This is a genomic window from Nonomuraea sp. NPDC005692 (genome assembly GCF_040631115.1).
In the GTDB taxonomy this organism is placed as follows: domain Bacteria; phylum Actinomycetota; class Actinomycetes; order Streptosporangiales; family Streptosporangiaceae; genus Nonomuraea.
The window spans coordinates 1-16,660 of the sequence record NZ_JBEXYU010000035.1 but is presented as its reverse complement, the minus strand read 5'-3'; the positions used below and the strand labels follow the sequence as shown (position 1 = coordinate 16,660).

The window sequence follows — 16,660 nt, the reverse complement described above, 5'->3', positions numbered from 1 at the left end:
CCGCAAGAGGAAGCTCGTCCAGCAGGGGGGCCGCACCCCGACGGGACTGGACCCGCGCCGGAGCCCACGCCCGCTGGCGAGGCGGGAGACTCACCCCTGCGGGGACTGACCCTGGCGGGAGGGCTGAACCTGCGCCGGAGCCCACGCCTGCTGGAGGGGCGGGGGACTCACCCAGGCGAGGGCTGGCCCTGGCGGGAGACCATGCCCTCGAATACGCCCTCCAACGCCGGAGTGGCTTCGTTCCTCTACCGTCCGCGACGCTGTCGTGCGCGACCCTTCGTTCTCCACTTCTTCGCGGAGGGGGCCGGATACGGACGCATCGTGCCTTGGGATGAACGGCGGATGATCTGGAATGTCCGGCGAAGCGGCGCCAGCCAGGAGCAGCAGGTCCTCAACCAAGGCGCTGCACGTCACCCACGCCTCCCCCCTGCCGCGCACTCCCGTCCGGCAGAACAACCGTCGGTTAGGTGGTCGCCGCCAATCTCTCGTTCCACACCGTGGATCCATCACGACCTGCGCGGCAGGAGCATGCTCTTCACGTCATTGCCTCTCGCGCCTTCACACGCCTCACGCATCAACGCCACTGCCGTGTCGACACACCGTCGGGTTCTCAGGCCGGCGTGGCTTCAGGTCATGGGTCGTTGGCATCGGTGGGAGGCGGGCTCGGCCGGGCCCTCTGCCTTCGTAGGCGCTTGCTGCGACGTCTTGTGGCCCTTGCCGCTCAGCCGGGCAGCGAGGGGTTGTCATGGGAGACAACGACGTTCTGGTGTCTGTGGTCAGGCGCGGGGGTGGGCTTGGCGGTATGCGGTGCGGAGGCGGTCGATCGAGACGTGGGTGTAGATCTGGGTTGTGTTGAGGGAGGCGTGACCGAGTAGTTCCTGGACGCTTCGCAGGTCTGCTCCCCCTTCGAGCAGGTGAGTTGCCGCGGTGTGCCGCAGTCCGTGCGGACCCATGTCCGGGGCGCCCTCGGTCTGGGCCAGTCGCGCGTGCACCACCCGTCGTACGGTGCCGGCGTCGATCCGGCCGCCACGGACTCCGAGGAAGAGAGCCGGTCCGGAGCGTTCCCGAACCCAGATGGGACGCCCGTTGATGCACCATCGGTCCAGAGCTCGAAGCGCTGGGAGCCCGAACGGCACGGAACGCTCCTTTCGTCCCTTGCCCAGGACCCTGATGACATGCCGGTCCCGGTCCACGTCATCGACGTCGAGCGCGCAGAGCTCACCCACGCGCACACCCGTGGCGTACAGGAGCTCCAGGAGAGCCTGGTCTCGCAAGTCCTTGGGGTCGCCGGTGGAGGGGGGCGCGTTCAGGACGGTCTGCGCCTGCTCCTGGTCGAGCACGGCAGGCAAGGGACGGGGTGCTTTTGCGCTGCCCAGCAACAGGCCGGGGTCGGCGGCCAGCCAACCCCGGCGGTGGCAGTACGCGGTGAAGGTACGGACACAGGCCGTCCTGCGGGCCAGCGTGGCTCTTGCCTTGCCTGCACTGTGCTGGTCGGCCAGCCAACCTCGCAACTCGCTGATGTCCAGGCCGTCAAGCCGTCCACGGAGGTGGTCGAGGAGGGCGGTGATGTCGGAGAGATAGGCACGCACTGTATGTGGGGAAAGGTCTCGCTCGAACCGCAGATACCTCTCGAACTCGGCAAGCACTTCGTCGGCATTCAAGTCACGGTTCAGATCGGGGATCAGGTCGGGGGTCAGGTCACGACTCAGGTCGGCGTTCATGTCGGGGTTCAGGTCGTGATTCGGGTCGTGATTCGGGTCGCGGTTCAGGCTGTCGTTCAGGTCGTTGTTCAAGGCTTCACCCACTGTCCGCGCGAACATCTGCCATTTGTGTCACTGCTGTGTCGCCCCATGCCTCGGAGTCGCCATGGGAGCGGTGTGCGCTCAACCGTCCGAGCGTCCGCCCGAGCGGCCGGGCAAGGCACGGCGGGGACGCCGGCTGCGGCTTGGTTGCGCGTCGTGCTGGCCATATGTCAGTCATTTCGATCGACCTCATGCCCCCTTCCCCCACCATCTCACCCCATGAACTCGCCACCTGGGTCATGGTGGCTGTCACATCGGCGGGGTGCATGCCGCTACGTCGGAAGAGTCGGTCAGGTAGGGGTGGCGAGTTCTTCGGGGTGGGGTGGAGGCGGGGTGTCGTCTTCGGCAGGTGGCGGAGGGTCTGTGACTGGGGCTTCGTTCGGCGAGGGTGGGGTCAGGGCCATGGCTTCGGGGGCTTTCGGGTAGCTGGATGTGGTTTTGCGGAGGCGCCAACCGCCGCCCGCTCGTTCTATGTATCCGGCTGCGGCCAAACCGCCCAGGGCGCTCAGTGTGATGTCCATGCTGACGCCTGCGGAGACCGCTATCGATGCCGGACCGGCGCCGCCGCGGGTGGGGATGGCGTCCAGGACTCTCTTGGTGGATTCGCTGAGACCGTCGCGGGGGACGATGGGCGGTCGGGTCTGTGGGGCCAGGTCGTCGCCCATGACGCCGACGAGTTCGATCATCTCCTCCGGAGTGGTAACACAGACCGCCTTGCGTTCGCGCAGGAGTTTGTGGCAGCCGGCCGACAACGCGGACGTCGTAGGCCCGGGCACGGCGCCCAGGTGCCGGTTGAGAGTGAGCGCGTGGCCGGCGGTGTTCAGGGCACCGCTGCGGAGGGCTGCCTCCACGACGGCCGTGCCTCTGGTCAGGGCGGCGATGAGGCGGTTCCTGATCAGGAAGCGGGCGCGGGTGGGATGGACGCCGGGCGGGCATTCGCTCATCACGACGCCCTGCTCGCGGGCCTGGACGAAGAGGGTCTGGTGGCCGCTCGGGTAGCAGATGTCCACTCCGCAAGCGAGCACGACCACCGTGGGCGAGTCGGCCAGCAGGGCGCCCTTGTGGGCCACACCGTCCACGCCGTAGGCGCCGCCGGAGACGACGGACCAGCCCGCTTCGCTGAGGCCGATGCCGAAGTTGGCCGCGATGTGCAGGCCGTACTGGGTGGCGGCTCGGGCGCCTACGACTGCCACGGACTGCAGACAGGCGAAACGGAGATCGGCCGTGCCGTGCAACCAGAGGCCGAGGGGGCGGCTCGGGCCAAGATCGTCCAGTTGCGTGGGCCATTCGGGGTCACCGGGGACGATCAGCCTGGCTCCGTGCTTCTCGCCGGCCTCCAGATCGGCGGCGGGTTTCGACGCCGCCAGCCGGAGGAACCAGGCGTTCAGCCGCCCCGACAGGTCACATGGACGTTCCTGCCGGGACTCCTGGGCGGTGAAGGCCGGTGGCAGTGTGCGCTCGCGGATCGCCTCCACCGCTCCGGACGCACCGAGGTGCGCCACCAGACGGCCCATGGCCGTGTCGCCCACGTCGGCGGCTCGCATGAGAGCCGCACGTGCCTCATGCTCTGGACTAATCACAGGGGCCTCCTGGTGATCTTCATGGGCGGGTTCGTGTGCAAGCAGATGGCCGGGGTCACGGTCGTACTCCGAGCCAGAAGCCGAGGGCTGCGGTGGTCTCGTCTTCTTCCGGACGGTCTTTGCCGGCGAGGTCGGCGAGGGTCCAGGCGACGCGCAGCGTGCGATCGAGGCCGCGGGCGGTGAGGGAGCCCGAGTCGAGGCAGGAGGTCATGGGCTTCATCGCCGCATCGGACGGACGGAATTCAGCGTGGAGGACGGAGGAAGGAATCTCGGCGTTCGTCCGCCAAGGGGTGTGGGCCAGGCGTTTCACCGCACGCTCGCGGGCCAGCAGAACACGTTCGGCCACTGTTTCGCTGGATTCCACGAAGTGGCGGTCGGCCAGGAGCTCACGCCTGGACGAACGGGCGACCGTGACCTTCATGTCGATGCGGTCGAGGAGGGGGCCGGACAGCCGGCCCAGGTATCGGCGCCTTGTGGTGGGCGAGCAGCGGCAGGTCGCGCCGACCTGGTCGTCGGCCTGGGCGCAGGGGCACGGGTTGGCGGCAAGCACCAGCATGAACCGGGCGGGGAACGTGACCGACGCCGCGGATCTGGACACCGTGACGCGCCCCGACTCCAGCGGTTGCCGCAACGAGTCGAGGACGTGACGAGGGAACTCGGGGGCCTCGTCCATGAACAGCAGGCCCCTGTGCGCGAGGGAGACCGCTCCCGGACGGACGACCGTGCTGCCACCACCGATGATGGCGGCCGCCGTCGCCGTGTGGTGGGGGCTGACGAACGGAGGACGGTTGATCATGGGACTGTCGGGCGGCAGCAACCCCGCGACGGAGTGGATGGCCGTGACCTCCAGGGCGTGGTCGAGCTCCAGGTCCGGCAGGAGGGTGGGAAGGCGTTCGGCCAGCAGGGTCTTGCCGGTGCCGGGCGGGCCCACCATCCACAGGTTGTGGCCGCCCGCGGCGCAGACTTCCAACGCTCGGCGGGCCACGGGCTGGCCGACGACGTCCGCCAGGTCGACGGCAGGCTGGGACACGGGTGTAGGCGTGTCGACGCGGGCATCGACCTCGGGTTCGGGTGGATTGTCGCCTTTGCGGAGCCACTCGACCAGCTGGCGCAGGTGAGCCACCGGGACCACGTTCACGTCGGGGACCAGGCCGGCTTCCCCCGCATTCTCCGACGGGACGATGATCGTGGCGTCTTCGTGCGCGGCCGCGGCACCGAGGATGGACGGGAGCACTCCGCGTACGGGCCTGATGCGGCCGTCGAGGCCGAGCTCGCCCAGGAAGAAGGGCTCCGCGATGCGTTCCGCCGGGACGACTCCGGCGGCTCCCAGGATTGCCATGGCGATGGCCAGGTCGAACTGGGATCCGCGCTTGGGGAGGCTGGCGGGGAAGAGGCTGACGGTGATGCGGGCGTCCGGCCATGGGTAGCTGCTGTTGACCACGGCGGATCGCACCCGATCGCGGGCCTCGCTGAGCGCCGTGTCGGGCAGGCCGATGAGGTGGATGCCGGCCAGGCCGTTGCCCACATCGGCCTCAACCTCGACGCTGCGGCCGCTCACGCCGACCAGCGCGACGCTGCGGGTACGGGCCACGGCCATCTAGATCGCCCCCCGTATGTGGCGCAGGGCGAAGTTGCCCGCGAAGCGCTCAAGGGCGATCACGTCTATGCGCACGGCTTCGAAGGACCGGGACTGCGCCGACAGCCATTTGGCGGCCAGCATGCGGAGCCGCGCCAGTTTGGTGTGGTTCACCGATTCCAGGGCTGTGCCGTGGGATCTGCTCGATCTGGTCTTGACCTCGACGACCACCAGGACCTGACCGTCCATGGCGATGATGTCGATTTCGCCGCGACGGCAGCGCCAGTTGCGTTCGAGGATCGTCATCCCCTTGGCTTCGAGGTAGATCGCGGCCAGGTGCTCGCCTTCTTTGCCGAGCTCGTCTTTCGGGGCCATGGGTGGCGTCCCTTCGTCCGTCGTCGGTGCGGTGTTCGGTCACCGACCTTGGCGGATGGCGGGGAGATCAGAAGGAGGCGAACGGGATTCTGGGGATAGCCGGGAGAGGTGGCTGGCGGCTTGTGGATAACTCCTCGCGACGGGGGCCCGTTGCCGGTCATCGAGGGCCACACCCGCGACACCCGTGCTCCCATGCCGGGGAAATGGGACGAGATGTTGTGTGGTCAGGCGCAATGTGCGGCGTGACTGTCCTGCGGGGACGGCTCGCCGCGGCGCGAGAGCCGCCAGCTCGCACAGCGCAGGAGGCGGTGACGCCCATGGGCCTCACGGGGCCCTGCGACCCGCTGTGCCCTCCGTCCCCTACAGACCTCCTCGGCCCCTGAAGCGATGCGGACGGCTGACGGCGACGGCATTGGCAGGCCGCGTAACGCATCGCACGAGGCGGCACGTGGCAGGGAGGCGGCACGTGACAGGCAGCACGTCGCAGGGAGGCAGCACGTGGCGGGCAGCACGTGGAAGGGAGGCGGCACATGGCATGGCGCACCGGGCGGGTCGCACGTACCGGGGCGCACCCGGCGGGTCGCCCGTGGCGGGTCGCACGTGGCGGTCGCACGTGGCGGTCGCACGTGGCGGGAGGCGGGCAGACGCCTGCGCTGTGGGCCAATTGACGCCCATCTTGAGCTGGCCGCCAACGATCATCGCGGGCCAAGGGCCGCTACCCTGAGCTGGCTACCGCGTCCCGCATGTCAGGCAACCCTCACCTTGCGTTCGACGACGACTCACCGCAGGCCGGATGGCGCCCCAGCGTGCGCAGATGAAGCCCAGCGTGTGCCGGCAGTGCCCAGCAGACAGCAGCGGTGCTCAGCATGCAGCAGGCGGTGCTCAGCATGTGCAGGTGGGCAGTGCGTACGTGCCCAAGTGCGCACAGTGTGCGCAATTGTGCAGGGCATGGGGCCGATGAGGTCAGGCGTTGGTCAACCGGCAACAGGCTTCCTGGGACCTGTAGCCCACTCGAAACAGCGAGTACCCGGTGTCGGCGTCACGCGCGACACCAGAACCCTGGAACTCCAGGTGCGAGCACAAGCGCAGCCGCCCCCGGCACGCCGCCGCCGGACGCACCAACGACACCCGCCGTCTCGGCCCCCCGCCTCGACGGCGCCCCCGGCGGCCCTACCCCGAGAACCCTTCCTTGGGCATCTCCAGGTCGGCCTTGGCCAGCTCTTCCACGTTCACATCCTTGAACGTGACCACCCGCACGTTCTTCACGAACCGCGCCGGCCGGTACATGTCCCACACCCAGGCGTCCTGCATCTTCACATCGAAGAAGACGTCGCCGTTCTCCGCCGTACGGACGTCGAGGTCGACCGAGTTGGTCAGGTAGAAACGACGCTCAGTCTCGACGACGTATGTGAACAAACCGACGACATCACGGTATTCGCGGTAAAGCTGCAGCTCCATCTCGGTCTCATACTTTTCGAGATCCTCTGCGCTCATCGCGGTCCTCCTGTCGTACCGGTCCCCCGGTTCGCCTGCTCAGGCAACCCCGGCCCCCATCTCATTTTCACCCATGCCCCTGGCCACCGTGACGAAGGAGTAACGGTGTTCGGGGCACGGGCCATGTCTCTCCAGTGCCAAACGGTGTCCTGGCGTGACATACCCCTTGTGCTCGGCAAAACCGTACTGAGGGAACCTTCGATCCAGCTCGACCATCAGGCGGTCCCTCGTCACCTTGGCCACGATCGACGCGGCCGCCACACAGGCGGCCACCTGATCCCCCTTCCACACCGCCAGGGACGGCGCGGGCATGCCGGGCACCGGGAAGCCGTCCGTGAGGATGTACTCCGGATCACATGGCAACTGCGCCACAGCCCGCCGCATTCCGGAGATGTTGCTCCTGTGCAGCCCCCGGGCGTCGATCTCGGCGGCCGGGATCACCACGACGCCCACATGGGCGGTGGCGATGACGCGGTCGTACAGGCGCTCGCGCACCAGCGGGGACAGCAACTTGGAGTCACCGAGACCGTCGATCTCCCTGCGCAGGACGACGGCCGCGACGACCAGCGGCCCGGCGCAGGCGCCGCGGCCCGCCTCGTCGACCCCGGCGATCGGGGTCAGCCCACGGCGGGCCAGCGCCCGCTCATAGGCGTAGAGTCCGGAATCGCGCCGGACGACGCTCGGTCGAGGGCGGAACGCAACTGTCATGACACTCGAAGCGTACGCCCCATTCGCCGCAAACCGCGACCGAAAGCCCCTTACTTGACCTTGTCGAAAGTCTCGGGCGTGGAGAACAGGTAGCCGCGCGACAGCGGCCAGTAACGGACGACCGCCTTGCCGATCACGTCGTCGACGGAGATGAAGCCGCCGCCGGGCTCGTCCATGTGGGCGCGCGAGTCCGCCGAGGCGGTGCGGTGGTCGCCCATCAGCCACAGTTTGCCGGCCGGGACGGTGACGCTGAACTTGTCGCCGCCGCCGAAGTCGCCGGGGTAGAGGTAGGACTCCTCCTCGAGCGGCGTACCGTTGACGCTGATGCGGTGCTTGGAGTCGCAGCAGACCACCTTGTCGCCGCCGACGCCGATGACCCGCTTGATGGTGTCCTCGCCGGTGCGCCAGCCCTTGAAGACCACGATGTCGCCGCGCTCGGGATCGCCCGCCAGCTTGTTGACGAAGACCCGGTCGTTGATGAGCAGGGTGTTCTCCATCGACTCCGACGGGATGTAGAACGACCCGATCACGAACGCCTGGAGCAACAGCGCGATGCCCACGCCGAGCACCAGCAGCAGGACGGTCTCCCGGAAACCGCCCTTTTTCTTCTCTTTGGCCACGCCCTCCGCCTTCTTGGTGACGGCCATCAGCGCTTCCTCCCCAACCGGCGCCGACGAACCAGGACCAAGGGTACGGCCAGCCCGAACCCGGCCACCAGCGGTACGGCGCCTCCGAGTGCCTGGAGCGCGGGCTGCGCGAAGGTGTCGGGTATGGACAGCACGCCCGCCCGGTTGAACGGCCAGACGATCACGAAGGCCCGGCCGATGACCTGACCTTCGGGGATCGAGCCGCCGCCCTGGTCACCGGTGTGCGAGCGGGAGTCGAGCGAGACGGAGCGGTGGTCGCCCATCACCCACAGCCGCCCGGGCGGCACGGTGATGTCGAAGAACCTGTCGGACGGCACGTTGCCCGGGTAGAGGTAGCTCTCCTCGTCGATGGCCGTGCCGTTGACCGTGATGCGGCCCTTGGAGTCGCAGCACTTGACGTGGTCGCCGCCCACGCCGATGACCCGCTTGATGTAGTCCTTCTCGCCGGGGACGACGCCGAAGGCCGTGCCGACCCAGCGGAAGAAGGCCGCGATCGGGTTGGACGGCTCCTCGACCTCGAACTCGCCGTCCCAGGAGTCGACGCCGGAGAAGACGACCACGTCGCCGCGCTCGATGTCACGGGTGTGGTAGACGAGCTTGTTGACCAGGACCCTGTCGTTCTTGAGCAGGGTGTTCTCCATGGACTCCGACGGAATGTAGAAGGCCTGGATCACGAACGTCTTGATGATCAGGGCCAGCACGAGGGCCACAACGACAAGAACGGGGAGTTCTTTCCAGAACGACCCCTTCTTCTCCTTATCACCCTTTGCCGGCTTCTGAGTCTCTTCGGCGACCACGTCCACCTCGTCCTCGACAGGGCGGCGCGAGGCGCCGTACTCCTGGTCTTCGCTTGTCATCGCTGACGAGCCTAGATGATGGAACGGCTCGACAAGCCTCGACCGACGTTACACCCACGCACGAGTCGCTCCACATAAAGGAAATGGCCCCGCAAAGCCGAAAGGCCCGTGCGGTGCACGGGCCTTTCGGAAAAGATTGGGGTTACTTCGCGGGCGTGGCTTCGCGCTTCTCGCGGATGCGGGCGGCCTTGCCGCGCAGGTCGCGCATGTAGTAGAGCTTGGCGCGACGCACGTCACCGCGGGTCACGAGCACGATCTTCTCGATGACCGGGCTGTGCACCGGGAAGGTGCGCTCGACGCCGACGCCGTAGCTGACCTTGCGGACCGTGAAGGTCTCGCGGGCGCCGCTGCCCTGCCGGCGCAGCACGAAGCCCTTGAAGACCTGGATACGGGAGCGGTTGCCTTCGACGACTCGTACGTGGACCTCGAGCGTGTCACCGGGGCGGAACGCCGGGACGTCGCTCCGAAGGGTCGCCTTCTCGAGCTCCTGGATCTTCGTGTGCATGAGAGCTGTCCTCAAGTCCTCGCGAGCACGCGGAGGTCCACCCGGCCGAAGCTCGCGGCGGACACGCTTGCTGATTTGATGAACCCGGGACCGTTACCCGGGCATGACGGACCAACCGTGTGATGGTCGGCAGCGATTCAGTTTGCCACATCTTCCGGCCGGACGCGAAACGAGAGCTCGTCCAGCAGCTTCCTGTCGTGCTTGTCGAGCGTCTCGGGATCGAGCGCCGCCGCCAGTTCCGGCCGGTTCCGCACCGTACGCCGGAGCGCCTCGTCCCGTCGCCATCGGGCGACTTTTCCGTGATGTCCGGACAGCAGGACGGCGGGAACCTCGTGCCCGCGCCAGACCGGCGGCTTGGTGTAGACCGGGCCTTCGACCAGGTTCTGCATCGAACCCGGCGCGAAGGAGTCGTCCACGGCCGACTGGGCGTTCCCCAGCACGCCGGGCAGCAGCCTGCCGACGGCCTCGACCATCACCAGCACCGCGACCTCGCCGCCGGCCAGCACGTAGTCGCCGATGCTGACCTCGTCGACCCGCAGTCGGGCGCCGTACTCGGCCATGACCCGCGAGTCGATGCCCTCGTAACGCCCGCAGGCGAACAGCAGCCACGGCTCGGCGGCCAGCTCCTGGGCCAGCTCCTGGGTGAACGGCCGCCCGCTCGGCGTCGGCACGATGACCCGAGGCGCGCCGTCGCCGATCACCGAGTCGATGGCCTCGCCCCAGACCTCGGGCTTCATCACCATGCCGGGACCGCCGCCGTACGGCGTGTCGTCGACCGTCCTGTGCACGTCGTGCGCCCAGTCGCGGAGCTGGTGGACGCGTACGTCGAGGGTGCCGCGCTCGCGCGCCTTGCCGATGAGCGAGACGTCGAGCGGAGCGAAGTACTCGGGGAAGATGGAGATGATGTCGAGGCGCATCACAGCAGGCCCTCTGGCGGGTCGACGACCAGGCGCCCGCCCGTCAGATCGACCTCGGGCACCAGGGCCTTCACGAACGGGATGAGCGCGTCGTCCTGCCCGCGCCGGCGTACGACCAGCAGGTCCTGACCGTGGTGCAGCACGTCGGTGACCTCGCCGACGGGCTCGCCCGACACGGTCTCCACCGCCAGCCCGATGAGCTGGTGGTCGTGGAACTCGTCCGGGTCGTCCGACGACTCCACCTCGGCGGAGTCGATGACCAGCATGGTGCCCCGGAGCTCCTCGGCCGCGTCTCGGCCGTGGACCCCCTCGAACGCGATCAGCAGCACATCCTTGTGCCAGCGACGGCTCTCGACCACGAGCGGCCCCGCGCTCGCCGGGTCGGTCGCGACGGCCATGCCCTCGGCGAAGCGCAGCTCGGGATCGTCGGTGCGCACCTCCACGGTCACCTCGCCGCGTACACCGTGCGGACGGCCTATCCGGCCGACGACCAGCTGCACGTAAACCCACCTTCTCCTAACGCAAGCGCCCCCATCGGACCTTTCAGGACCGATGAGGGCGCGAATTCCTGACGCTAACGGACTGCTTCGTCCAGGTCGAGCAGATCGACCCGTACGTACTTCCCGTCGGCCAGGGCGTTCACAACGGTGCGCAGCGCCTTGGCGGTGCGCCCGCCGCGTCCGATGACCTTGCCCAGGTCCTCGGGGTGCACCCGGACCTCCAGGACGCGCCCGCTGCGAATGCGGCGAGCGCGGACCCGGACATCGTCTGGATGTTCGACGATGCCCTTAACGAGGTGCTCGAGAGCCTCCTCGAGCACGTCAGCCCTCGCCCTCGGTCGGGGTCTCGGCGGCGGGGGCGGCCTCAGCCTCTTCCTTCTTCTTGGCACGCTTGGGCGCCGTGGTGGCGGCCGTGCCGGTGTCGCCACCGGACAGCGCCTCCTTGGCCGCGGCCTCGTAGAGGGCGTGACGGTCGGGCGCGGGCTCGGCGACCAGCAGCGGCGCCGGGGCGGCCTCGCCCTTGAACTTCTGCCAGTCACCGGTGAGCTTGAGCAGCTTGAGCACCGGCTCGGTCGGCTGCGCGCCGACACCCAGCCAGTAGGCCGCACGCTCGGCGTTGACCTCGATGCGCGAAGGGTTTTCCTTCGGGTGGTACAGGCCGATCTCCTCGATCGCCCGGCCGTCACGCTTGGTGCGGCTGTCGGCGACGACGATTCGGTACTGAGCGTTGCGGATCATGCCGAGCCGCTTGAGCTTGATCTTGACTGCCACTGGTGTGGTCTCTCCTGCATTCGAGCGTGGGTGAACGGCACCTCATCGAGTGGGGCACGATGAGACGACGCTCCAGGGACAGGCGTGGCCGGCGGGAGATGAGAGGGCACCCACCTGGTCACGGTGTTCCAACATGTCATTCTGCCAGACCGCGGACAGTGCCTTCGACCTGTCCCGGCAGGCCGCGGCAAAGGCTCGGCAAGGGCCGCGTGTCACCTCGCCCGACTTGATCAACTTCCCTGCGGAATGGGTGGGTGACCACCACGACCAATCCGCTGTTCACGCGCGCGCGGCTGCTCACCGCCGGCGCGTCCGTCCTGCTCACCGGCGCCTTGTTCGGGCTTACGGCCACCGCCGCGGCGGGCGAGTTCGCCAATGCCAACGGTATCGGCCTGACCATCACCGAAATCCCGGAGCTGGGCCAGCCAGGCTTCTCCGGCATTTGGGGCACGGCGTCCGTCGGGCCCGACCCCGGCACCGACACCGGCGACTGGAGCGACCCTGACGGGGTCACCGAGTTCGCCGACCTGGCCAACCAACAACTCCAGGCCGACGGCCTCGACGCGCCGGACGTCTGGGAGGCCAGCGCCCAACTGGTCGTCAACACCCTTCAGCTCAACCCGGACGCGTCCGAGCCGCTGCTGGTCACGGGCAACGTGGAGACGCACGCGCGGTGCACGCCGCCGGCTCCGGCGATGTCGTCCGTACAGGCGGCGCCGGGGACCATCACGGTGCTCGGCGTGCCCGTGGCGCAGGGGACCACGGAGGTGCCCGCGACGGGCGCGCAGCTCGGGTATCCCGGCGTGTACGACGGGATCCTGACGGTGGTCAGGACCGACAACGCCACGACGAACGACGCGACCTCCGCCGAGGCGGACATGACGATCTCGATCTCGGCCCTCCTGCGGGACGCCGAGGGGAACGTCGTCTACGAGGGGCCGCTCACGGAGGTCACCATCGGCCGGGTGGAAGTCAACTGCGTCCCCAACCAACCCACCCCGACACCCACGATCACGCCCACCGTGACCCCCACCCCCACCCCCACGCCGACGCCCACACCGACCCCGACGGTGACCCCGACACCCACGATCACGCCCACCGTGACCCCCACCCCCACGCCGACGCCCACGCCCACGCCGACGCCGACCCCGACACCCACGGTCACGCCCACTGTGACGCCCACGCCTACCGTGACACCGACACCCACCGTGACACCGACGCCCACGGTCACGCCCACACCAACGGTGACGCCGACGCCTACCGTGACGCCCACACCGACGGTGACGCCGACGCCGATTCCGCCGCCCATCCCGACTCCGACGCCCACGCCGAGCCCGACGCCCACGCATGACTGCACTCACAGGCCACACAAGCCGCACAACCCGCACGAGAGCTACTGGCCCCCTTGCGGGTGGCCGCACAACCCGCACCACCACGGCGACCCCAGCGGTCATCAATGGCCCGCCGACCACGGCGGCGAGTTCGGCCCGGCGCCCGAGGACGCCTGGCTGACCCAGAAGTCGCCGCTCACCGGCCTGCCGATGTGGATGCCCGCAACGGCCGCCTCAGGGTGGCTCCTCATGGATCCCGCTCTGCAGTGGATGCTCCTCTGCCGTTAGAGCGGGCTGAACGGCCTCAGACCCGCGCGCCCGGTGACCGACCATGGTCCCGGGCGCGCACCCGTTCGGGCGAACACGAACGCGCCCGAGGGCGGCGACGCAGCCCCGACGCACGATCCGCCGTCATGAAGCCGACGCGAGAAGGACCGGCACGAAAACGCCGGCGCATGAAGAGCCGACGCAAGAACGGCCGGCGCATGAGGGGCCGGCGCATGAGGGGCCGGCGCGAAGACCGTCAGCACCAAACCCGCCGGCACAGGACCACCGGTGCAGGGGCCACCGACGCAAGGGCCGCCGGTGCAGGGGCCCATCGGTGCAGGCGCGCCTGGGTGCCCAGGCCTTCCGGTGCGGGGCGAGGCCCCGACGTGGCCCGCGCACAAGACACGGTTCCGCGTCGCGCGACGGACAGGCGCACGGCGAACAGACACCGACAGGCACGCACGCGACAAACAGTCACGTGACAAGCACGCGCCCGACAAGCAGGCGCCACAGACAGACGCCGCAGGCAGAGCAGACGGACCGGGCAGGCAGACAGGCAGGGCAGGGCGGACGGATCGGGCAGGCAGGGGCGGGCGGTGCCAGGTGGGGTGCCCGCCCCGGTCGGCTCTTACTGCCCGGGCAGCTTCAGCTTCGACGGGTCGAAGCCCGGCGGCAGTTCGAGGCCCGGCGGCAGCTTGCCACCCAGGTTCCCCAGCACTCCCCCGGCCTTGGGCGCGCCGCCCTCGCCGTCGGGCGACGGGGACGCCGACTTCTCCAGGCCCGCCTTGCGCGGGTCGCCGCTGACGCGCCGCCCCTTCTTGGCCTTCTTCTGCGCCTTGGACGCCTTCCCGCGCCCCCCGGGCATGCCCGGCAGCCCCATGCCCCCGGCCACCCGCTTCATCATCTTCTGCGCCTCGAAGAAGCGCGTGACGAGGTTGCTCACGGCGCTGACCGTGACGCCGGAGCCGGCGGCGATGCGGGCGCGGCGGGAGCCGTTGATGATCTTCGGGTCCTGCCGCTCGCCGGGCGTCATCGAGCGGATGATGGCGGCGATGCGGTCGAGGTCGCGGTCGTCGATGGAGTTGAGCTGGTCGCGCATCTGCCCCATGCCGGGCATCATGCCGAGCAGGTTCTTGATGGGGCCCATCTTCTGGACCATCATCATCTGCTCGAGGAAGTCGTCGAGCGTGAAGTTCTCGCCCGAGGTGAGCTTGCCCGCCATCTTGGCGGCCTGCTCCTCGTCGAACGTCTTCTGCGCCTGCTCGATCAGGGTGAGGATGTCACCCATGTCGAGGATGCGGGAGGCCATCCGGTCGGGGTGGAAGGCGTCGAAGTCTTCCAGCTTCTCGCCCGTGGAGGCGAACATGATCGGGCGGCCGGTGATGTGCCGCACCGACAGCGCGGCGCCGCCGCGGGCGTCGCCGTCGAGCTTGGTCAGCACGACGCCGTCGAAGCCGACGCCGTCCATGAACGCCTGGGCCGTGGTGACGGCGTCCTGGCCGATCATGGCGTCGACCACGAACAGGACCTCGTCGGGGCGGACCGCGTCGCGGATGTCGGCGGCCTGCTTCATCATCTCCTGGTCGATGCCCAGGCGACCGGCGGTGTCGATGATGACGATGTCGTGGTTGAGGCGCCTGGCCTCGTCGATCGAGCGGCGGGCGACGTCGACCGGGTCGCCGACGCCGCTGCCCGGCTCGGGCGCGAACACGGCGACCTGGGCGCGCTCGCCCACGACCTGGAGCTGCTGCACGGCGTTGGGCCGCTGGAGGTCGGCGGCGACCAGCATGGGCGCGTGGCCCTGCTCGCGCAGCCACCGGGCCAGCTTGCCGGCCAGGGTGGTCTTACCGGCACCCTGGAGACCCGCGAGCATGACGACGGTCGGCGCGGTCTTGGCGAAGCGGAGCCTGCGGGTCTCGCCGCCGAGGATCTCGATCAGCTCGTCATTGACGATCTTGACGACCTGCTGCGCCGGGTTGAGCGCCTGGGAGACCTCGGCGCCGCGGGCGCGCTCCTTGACCTGGGCGACGAACGCCTTGACCACCGGGAGCGCGACATCGGCCTCGAGCAGGGCGATGCGGATCTCGCGGGCGGTGGCGTCGATGTCGGCGTCGGACAGCCGACCCTTGGATCGGAGGGAGGAGAAGACCGATGTCAGCCGGTCGGAAAGCGTCTCGAACACGTGGTTGGCCAGTCCTCGAAGCGAATGTACGTCAAGACTTCAGCCTATCCGCTCTCCTAGCCGCTCCAGCCTGGCACAGCCATCCGGACGGTCAACGCGTGCTCGACGAGGTTGATCAGAGCGCTTTTGACCGAGTCCTTTTGGCGGGCGTCGAGGCGCACCAGCGGGATGTGGGGGGCCAGCGTGAGGGCGTCGCGGACCTCGGCGTCGCTGTGGGCGTACGTGCCGTCCCAGCCGTTGATCCCCACGATGAACGGGAGTTGCGCCTCCTCGAAATAGTCGATCGCGGGGAAGCTGTCGGCCAGGCGGCGGGTGTCGACCAGGACGACCGCGCCGATGGCGCCGCGGACCAGGTCGTCCCACATGAACCAGAACCGGTGCTGTCCGGGCGTGCCGAACAGGTACAGGATCAGGTCGCGGTCGAGCGAGACGCGGCCGAAGTCCATCGCGACGGTCGTGGTCGACTTCAGCGGCGTCATGCCCAGGTCGTCGATGCCCGCGGAGGCGTCGGTCATGACGGCCTCCGTCGTGAGCGGCATGATCTCCGAGACCGCGCCGACGAACGTCGTCTTGCCCACGCCGAAGCCGCCGGCCACCACGATCTTCGTCGAGGTCAGACCGGGGCTAGAGCCTGCGAAGTCCACTGAGCACCCTTTCCAGCAGGTTGACGTCCGGCCTACCCGCATCCAGCTGCGGCTGATGCACCCGCACCAGGCCCTCGGCCGCCATGTCAGCGATCAGAACACGCACCACACCGAGCGGGATCCGCAGCAGCGCCGACACCTCGGCGACCGACCGCACCTGACGGCAGAGCTGGCTGATCGCCTTGTACTCCGGCGTGATGTGGGAGAACTCCCGGTGTTCGGCCGTAGCCGACGAGACCAGGGCCTCCATGGCCAGCTTGACCTTGGGCGCGGTACGTCCGCCCGTCACCGCGTACGGGCGCACCGGCGAGGCCGGGTCCGAGCTGACCGGCGGCTGGGGCTCCCAACCGCCGCTGTTCCAGGAATCCGTCACCTACATCACCTGGTCTGGCTGGCGCGCAGCTCCGCGCGCACCGCCGGGGTCAGCACCTGACCGGCGCGATCCACCATCAAGGTCATCTGGTACGCCACCAGCCCCATGTCACAGTCCGGAGCCGCCAGGAC

The 16,660-nt window shown here is 68.9% G+C and carries 17 protein-coding genes and 1 pseudogene; 1 reads left to right on the top strand and 17 read right to left on the bottom strand.

Going from position 1 to position 16,660, the window contains the following annotated elements; genetic code table 11:
* Positions 1–776: 776 nt before the first annotated feature.
* The 13 genes from ABZ459_RS43650 to rpsP all read right to left on the bottom strand — a co-directional run bounded on the left by ABZ459_RS43650 (position 777) and on the right by rpsP (position 11,732).
* Complete coding sequence (locus ABZ459_RS43650) at positions 777–1,793, bottom strand: tyrosine recombinase XerC (protein ID WP_357984168.1); 1,017 nt, start codon at positions 1,791–1,793, stop codon at positions 777–779.
* Between the two features lie 299 nt (positions 1,794–2,092).
* Positions 2,093–3,346 carry a DNA-processing protein DprA gene (gene dprA, locus ABZ459_RS43645; protein ID WP_357984165.1) on the bottom strand — a complete coding sequence of 418 codons (1,254 nt, stop codon included), beginning with the start codon at positions 3,344–3,346 and terminating at the stop codon, positions 2,093–2,095.
* A gap of 91 nt (positions 3,347–3,437) precedes the next feature.
* Positions 3,438–4,979, bottom strand: a complete 1,542-nt coding sequence (locus ABZ459_RS43640; protein WP_357984162.1) for a YifB family Mg chelatase-like AAA ATPase — start codon at positions 4,977–4,979, stop codon at positions 3,438–3,440.
* Positions 4,980–5,333 carry a YraN family protein gene (locus ABZ459_RS43635; protein ID WP_357984159.1) on the bottom strand — a complete coding sequence of 118 codons (354 nt, stop codon included), beginning with the start codon at positions 5,331–5,333 and terminating at the stop codon, positions 4,980–4,982.
* Between the two features lie 1,170 nt (positions 5,334–6,503).
* Positions 6,504–6,827: a DUF2469 domain-containing protein gene (locus ABZ459_RS43630; protein ID WP_026215037.1), complete on the bottom strand. Its 324-nt coding sequence runs from the start codon at positions 6,825–6,827 to the stop codon at positions 6,504–6,506.
* A 39-nt stretch (positions 6,828–6,866) separates the two neighbouring features.
* Positions 6,867–7,535 carry a ribonuclease HII gene (locus tag ABZ459_RS43625; protein WP_357984156.1) on the bottom strand — a complete coding sequence of 223 codons (669 nt, stop codon included), beginning with the start codon at positions 7,533–7,535 and terminating at the stop codon, positions 6,867–6,869.
* A gap of 50 nt (positions 7,536–7,585) precedes the next feature.
* On the bottom strand, positions 7,586–8,182 hold the full coding sequence (lepB, locus tag ABZ459_RS43620; protein WP_357984153.1) for a signal peptidase I: 597 nt from the start codon (positions 8,180–8,182) through the stop codon (positions 7,586–7,588).
* Entirely contained in the window at positions 8,182–9,039 is an 858-nt protein-coding gene (gene lepB, locus ABZ459_RS43615) for a signal peptidase I (RefSeq protein WP_357984150.1), read from the bottom strand. The genes lepB (ABZ459_RS43620) and lepB (ABZ459_RS43615) overlap by 1 nt, the downstream gene beginning before the upstream one ends.
* A 142-nt stretch (positions 9,040–9,181) precedes the next feature.
* The gene (gene rplS / locus ABZ459_RS43610; protein ID WP_357707128.1) at positions 9,182–9,544 is read right to left on the bottom strand and encodes a 50S ribosomal protein L19; all 363 of its coding nucleotides are present in this window, start codon (positions 9,542–9,544) and stop codon (positions 9,182–9,184) included.
* 137 nt (positions 9,545–9,681) lie between these two features.
* On the bottom strand, positions 9,682–10,461 hold the full coding sequence (gene trmD, locus ABZ459_RS43605) for a tRNA (guanosine(37)-N1)-methyltransferase TrmD (protein ID WP_357984147.1): 780 nt from the start codon (positions 10,459–10,461) through the stop codon (positions 9,682–9,684).
* On the bottom strand, positions 10,461–10,961 hold the full coding sequence (gene rimM, locus ABZ459_RS43600) for a ribosome maturation factor RimM (protein WP_357984144.1): 501 nt from the start codon (positions 10,959–10,961) through the stop codon (positions 10,461–10,463). The genes trmD and rimM overlap by 1 nt, the downstream gene beginning before the upstream one ends.
* A 74-nt stretch (positions 10,962–11,035) precedes the next feature.
* Entirely contained in the window at positions 11,036–11,281 is a 246-nt protein-coding gene (locus tag ABZ459_RS43595; protein WP_020546537.1) for an RNA-binding protein, read from the bottom strand.
* A 1-nt stretch (position 11,282) separates the two neighbouring features.
* The gene (gene rpsP / locus ABZ459_RS43590) at positions 11,283–11,732 is read right to left on the bottom strand and encodes a 30S ribosomal protein S16 (protein WP_352329496.1); all 450 of its coding nucleotides are present in this window, start codon (positions 11,730–11,732) and stop codon (positions 11,283–11,285) included.
* A gap of 254 nt (positions 11,733–11,986) precedes the next feature.
* Between rpsP and ABZ459_RS43585 the strand changes: the two genes are divergently transcribed.
* Positions 11,987–13,351, top strand: a complete 1,365-nt coding sequence (locus tag ABZ459_RS43585; RefSeq protein ID WP_357984141.1) for a hypothetical protein — start codon at positions 11,987–11,989, stop codon at positions 13,349–13,351.
* Positions 13,352–13,958: 607 nt separating this feature from the next.
* Here the strand turns inward: ABZ459_RS43585 and ffh are convergent.
* The 4 genes and pseudogenes from ffh to ABZ459_RS43565 all read right to left on the bottom strand — a co-directional run.
* Complete coding sequence (ffh, locus tag ABZ459_RS43580) at positions 13,959–15,512, bottom strand: signal recognition particle protein (RefSeq protein WP_357984138.1); 1,554 nt, start codon at positions 15,510–15,512, stop codon at positions 13,959–13,961.
* Between the two features lie 56 nt (positions 15,513–15,568).
* Positions 15,569–16,129, bottom strand: a complete 561-nt coding sequence (locus tag ABZ459_RS43575; protein ID WP_352350493.1) for an ATP/GTP-binding protein — start codon at positions 16,127–16,129, stop codon at positions 15,569–15,571.
* A gap of 7 nt (positions 16,130–16,136) precedes the next feature.
* Positions 16,137–16,529 (bottom strand): DUF742 domain-containing protein, encoded by a 393-nt coding sequence (locus ABZ459_RS43570; RefSeq protein WP_352350303.1) that lies wholly within the window; start codon positions 16,527–16,529, stop codon positions 16,137–16,139.
* 5 nt (positions 16,530–16,534) lie between these two features.
* Positions 16,535–16,660: pseudogene (locus ABZ459_RS43565) on the bottom strand (roadblock/LC7 domain-containing protein); the annotation flags it as partial.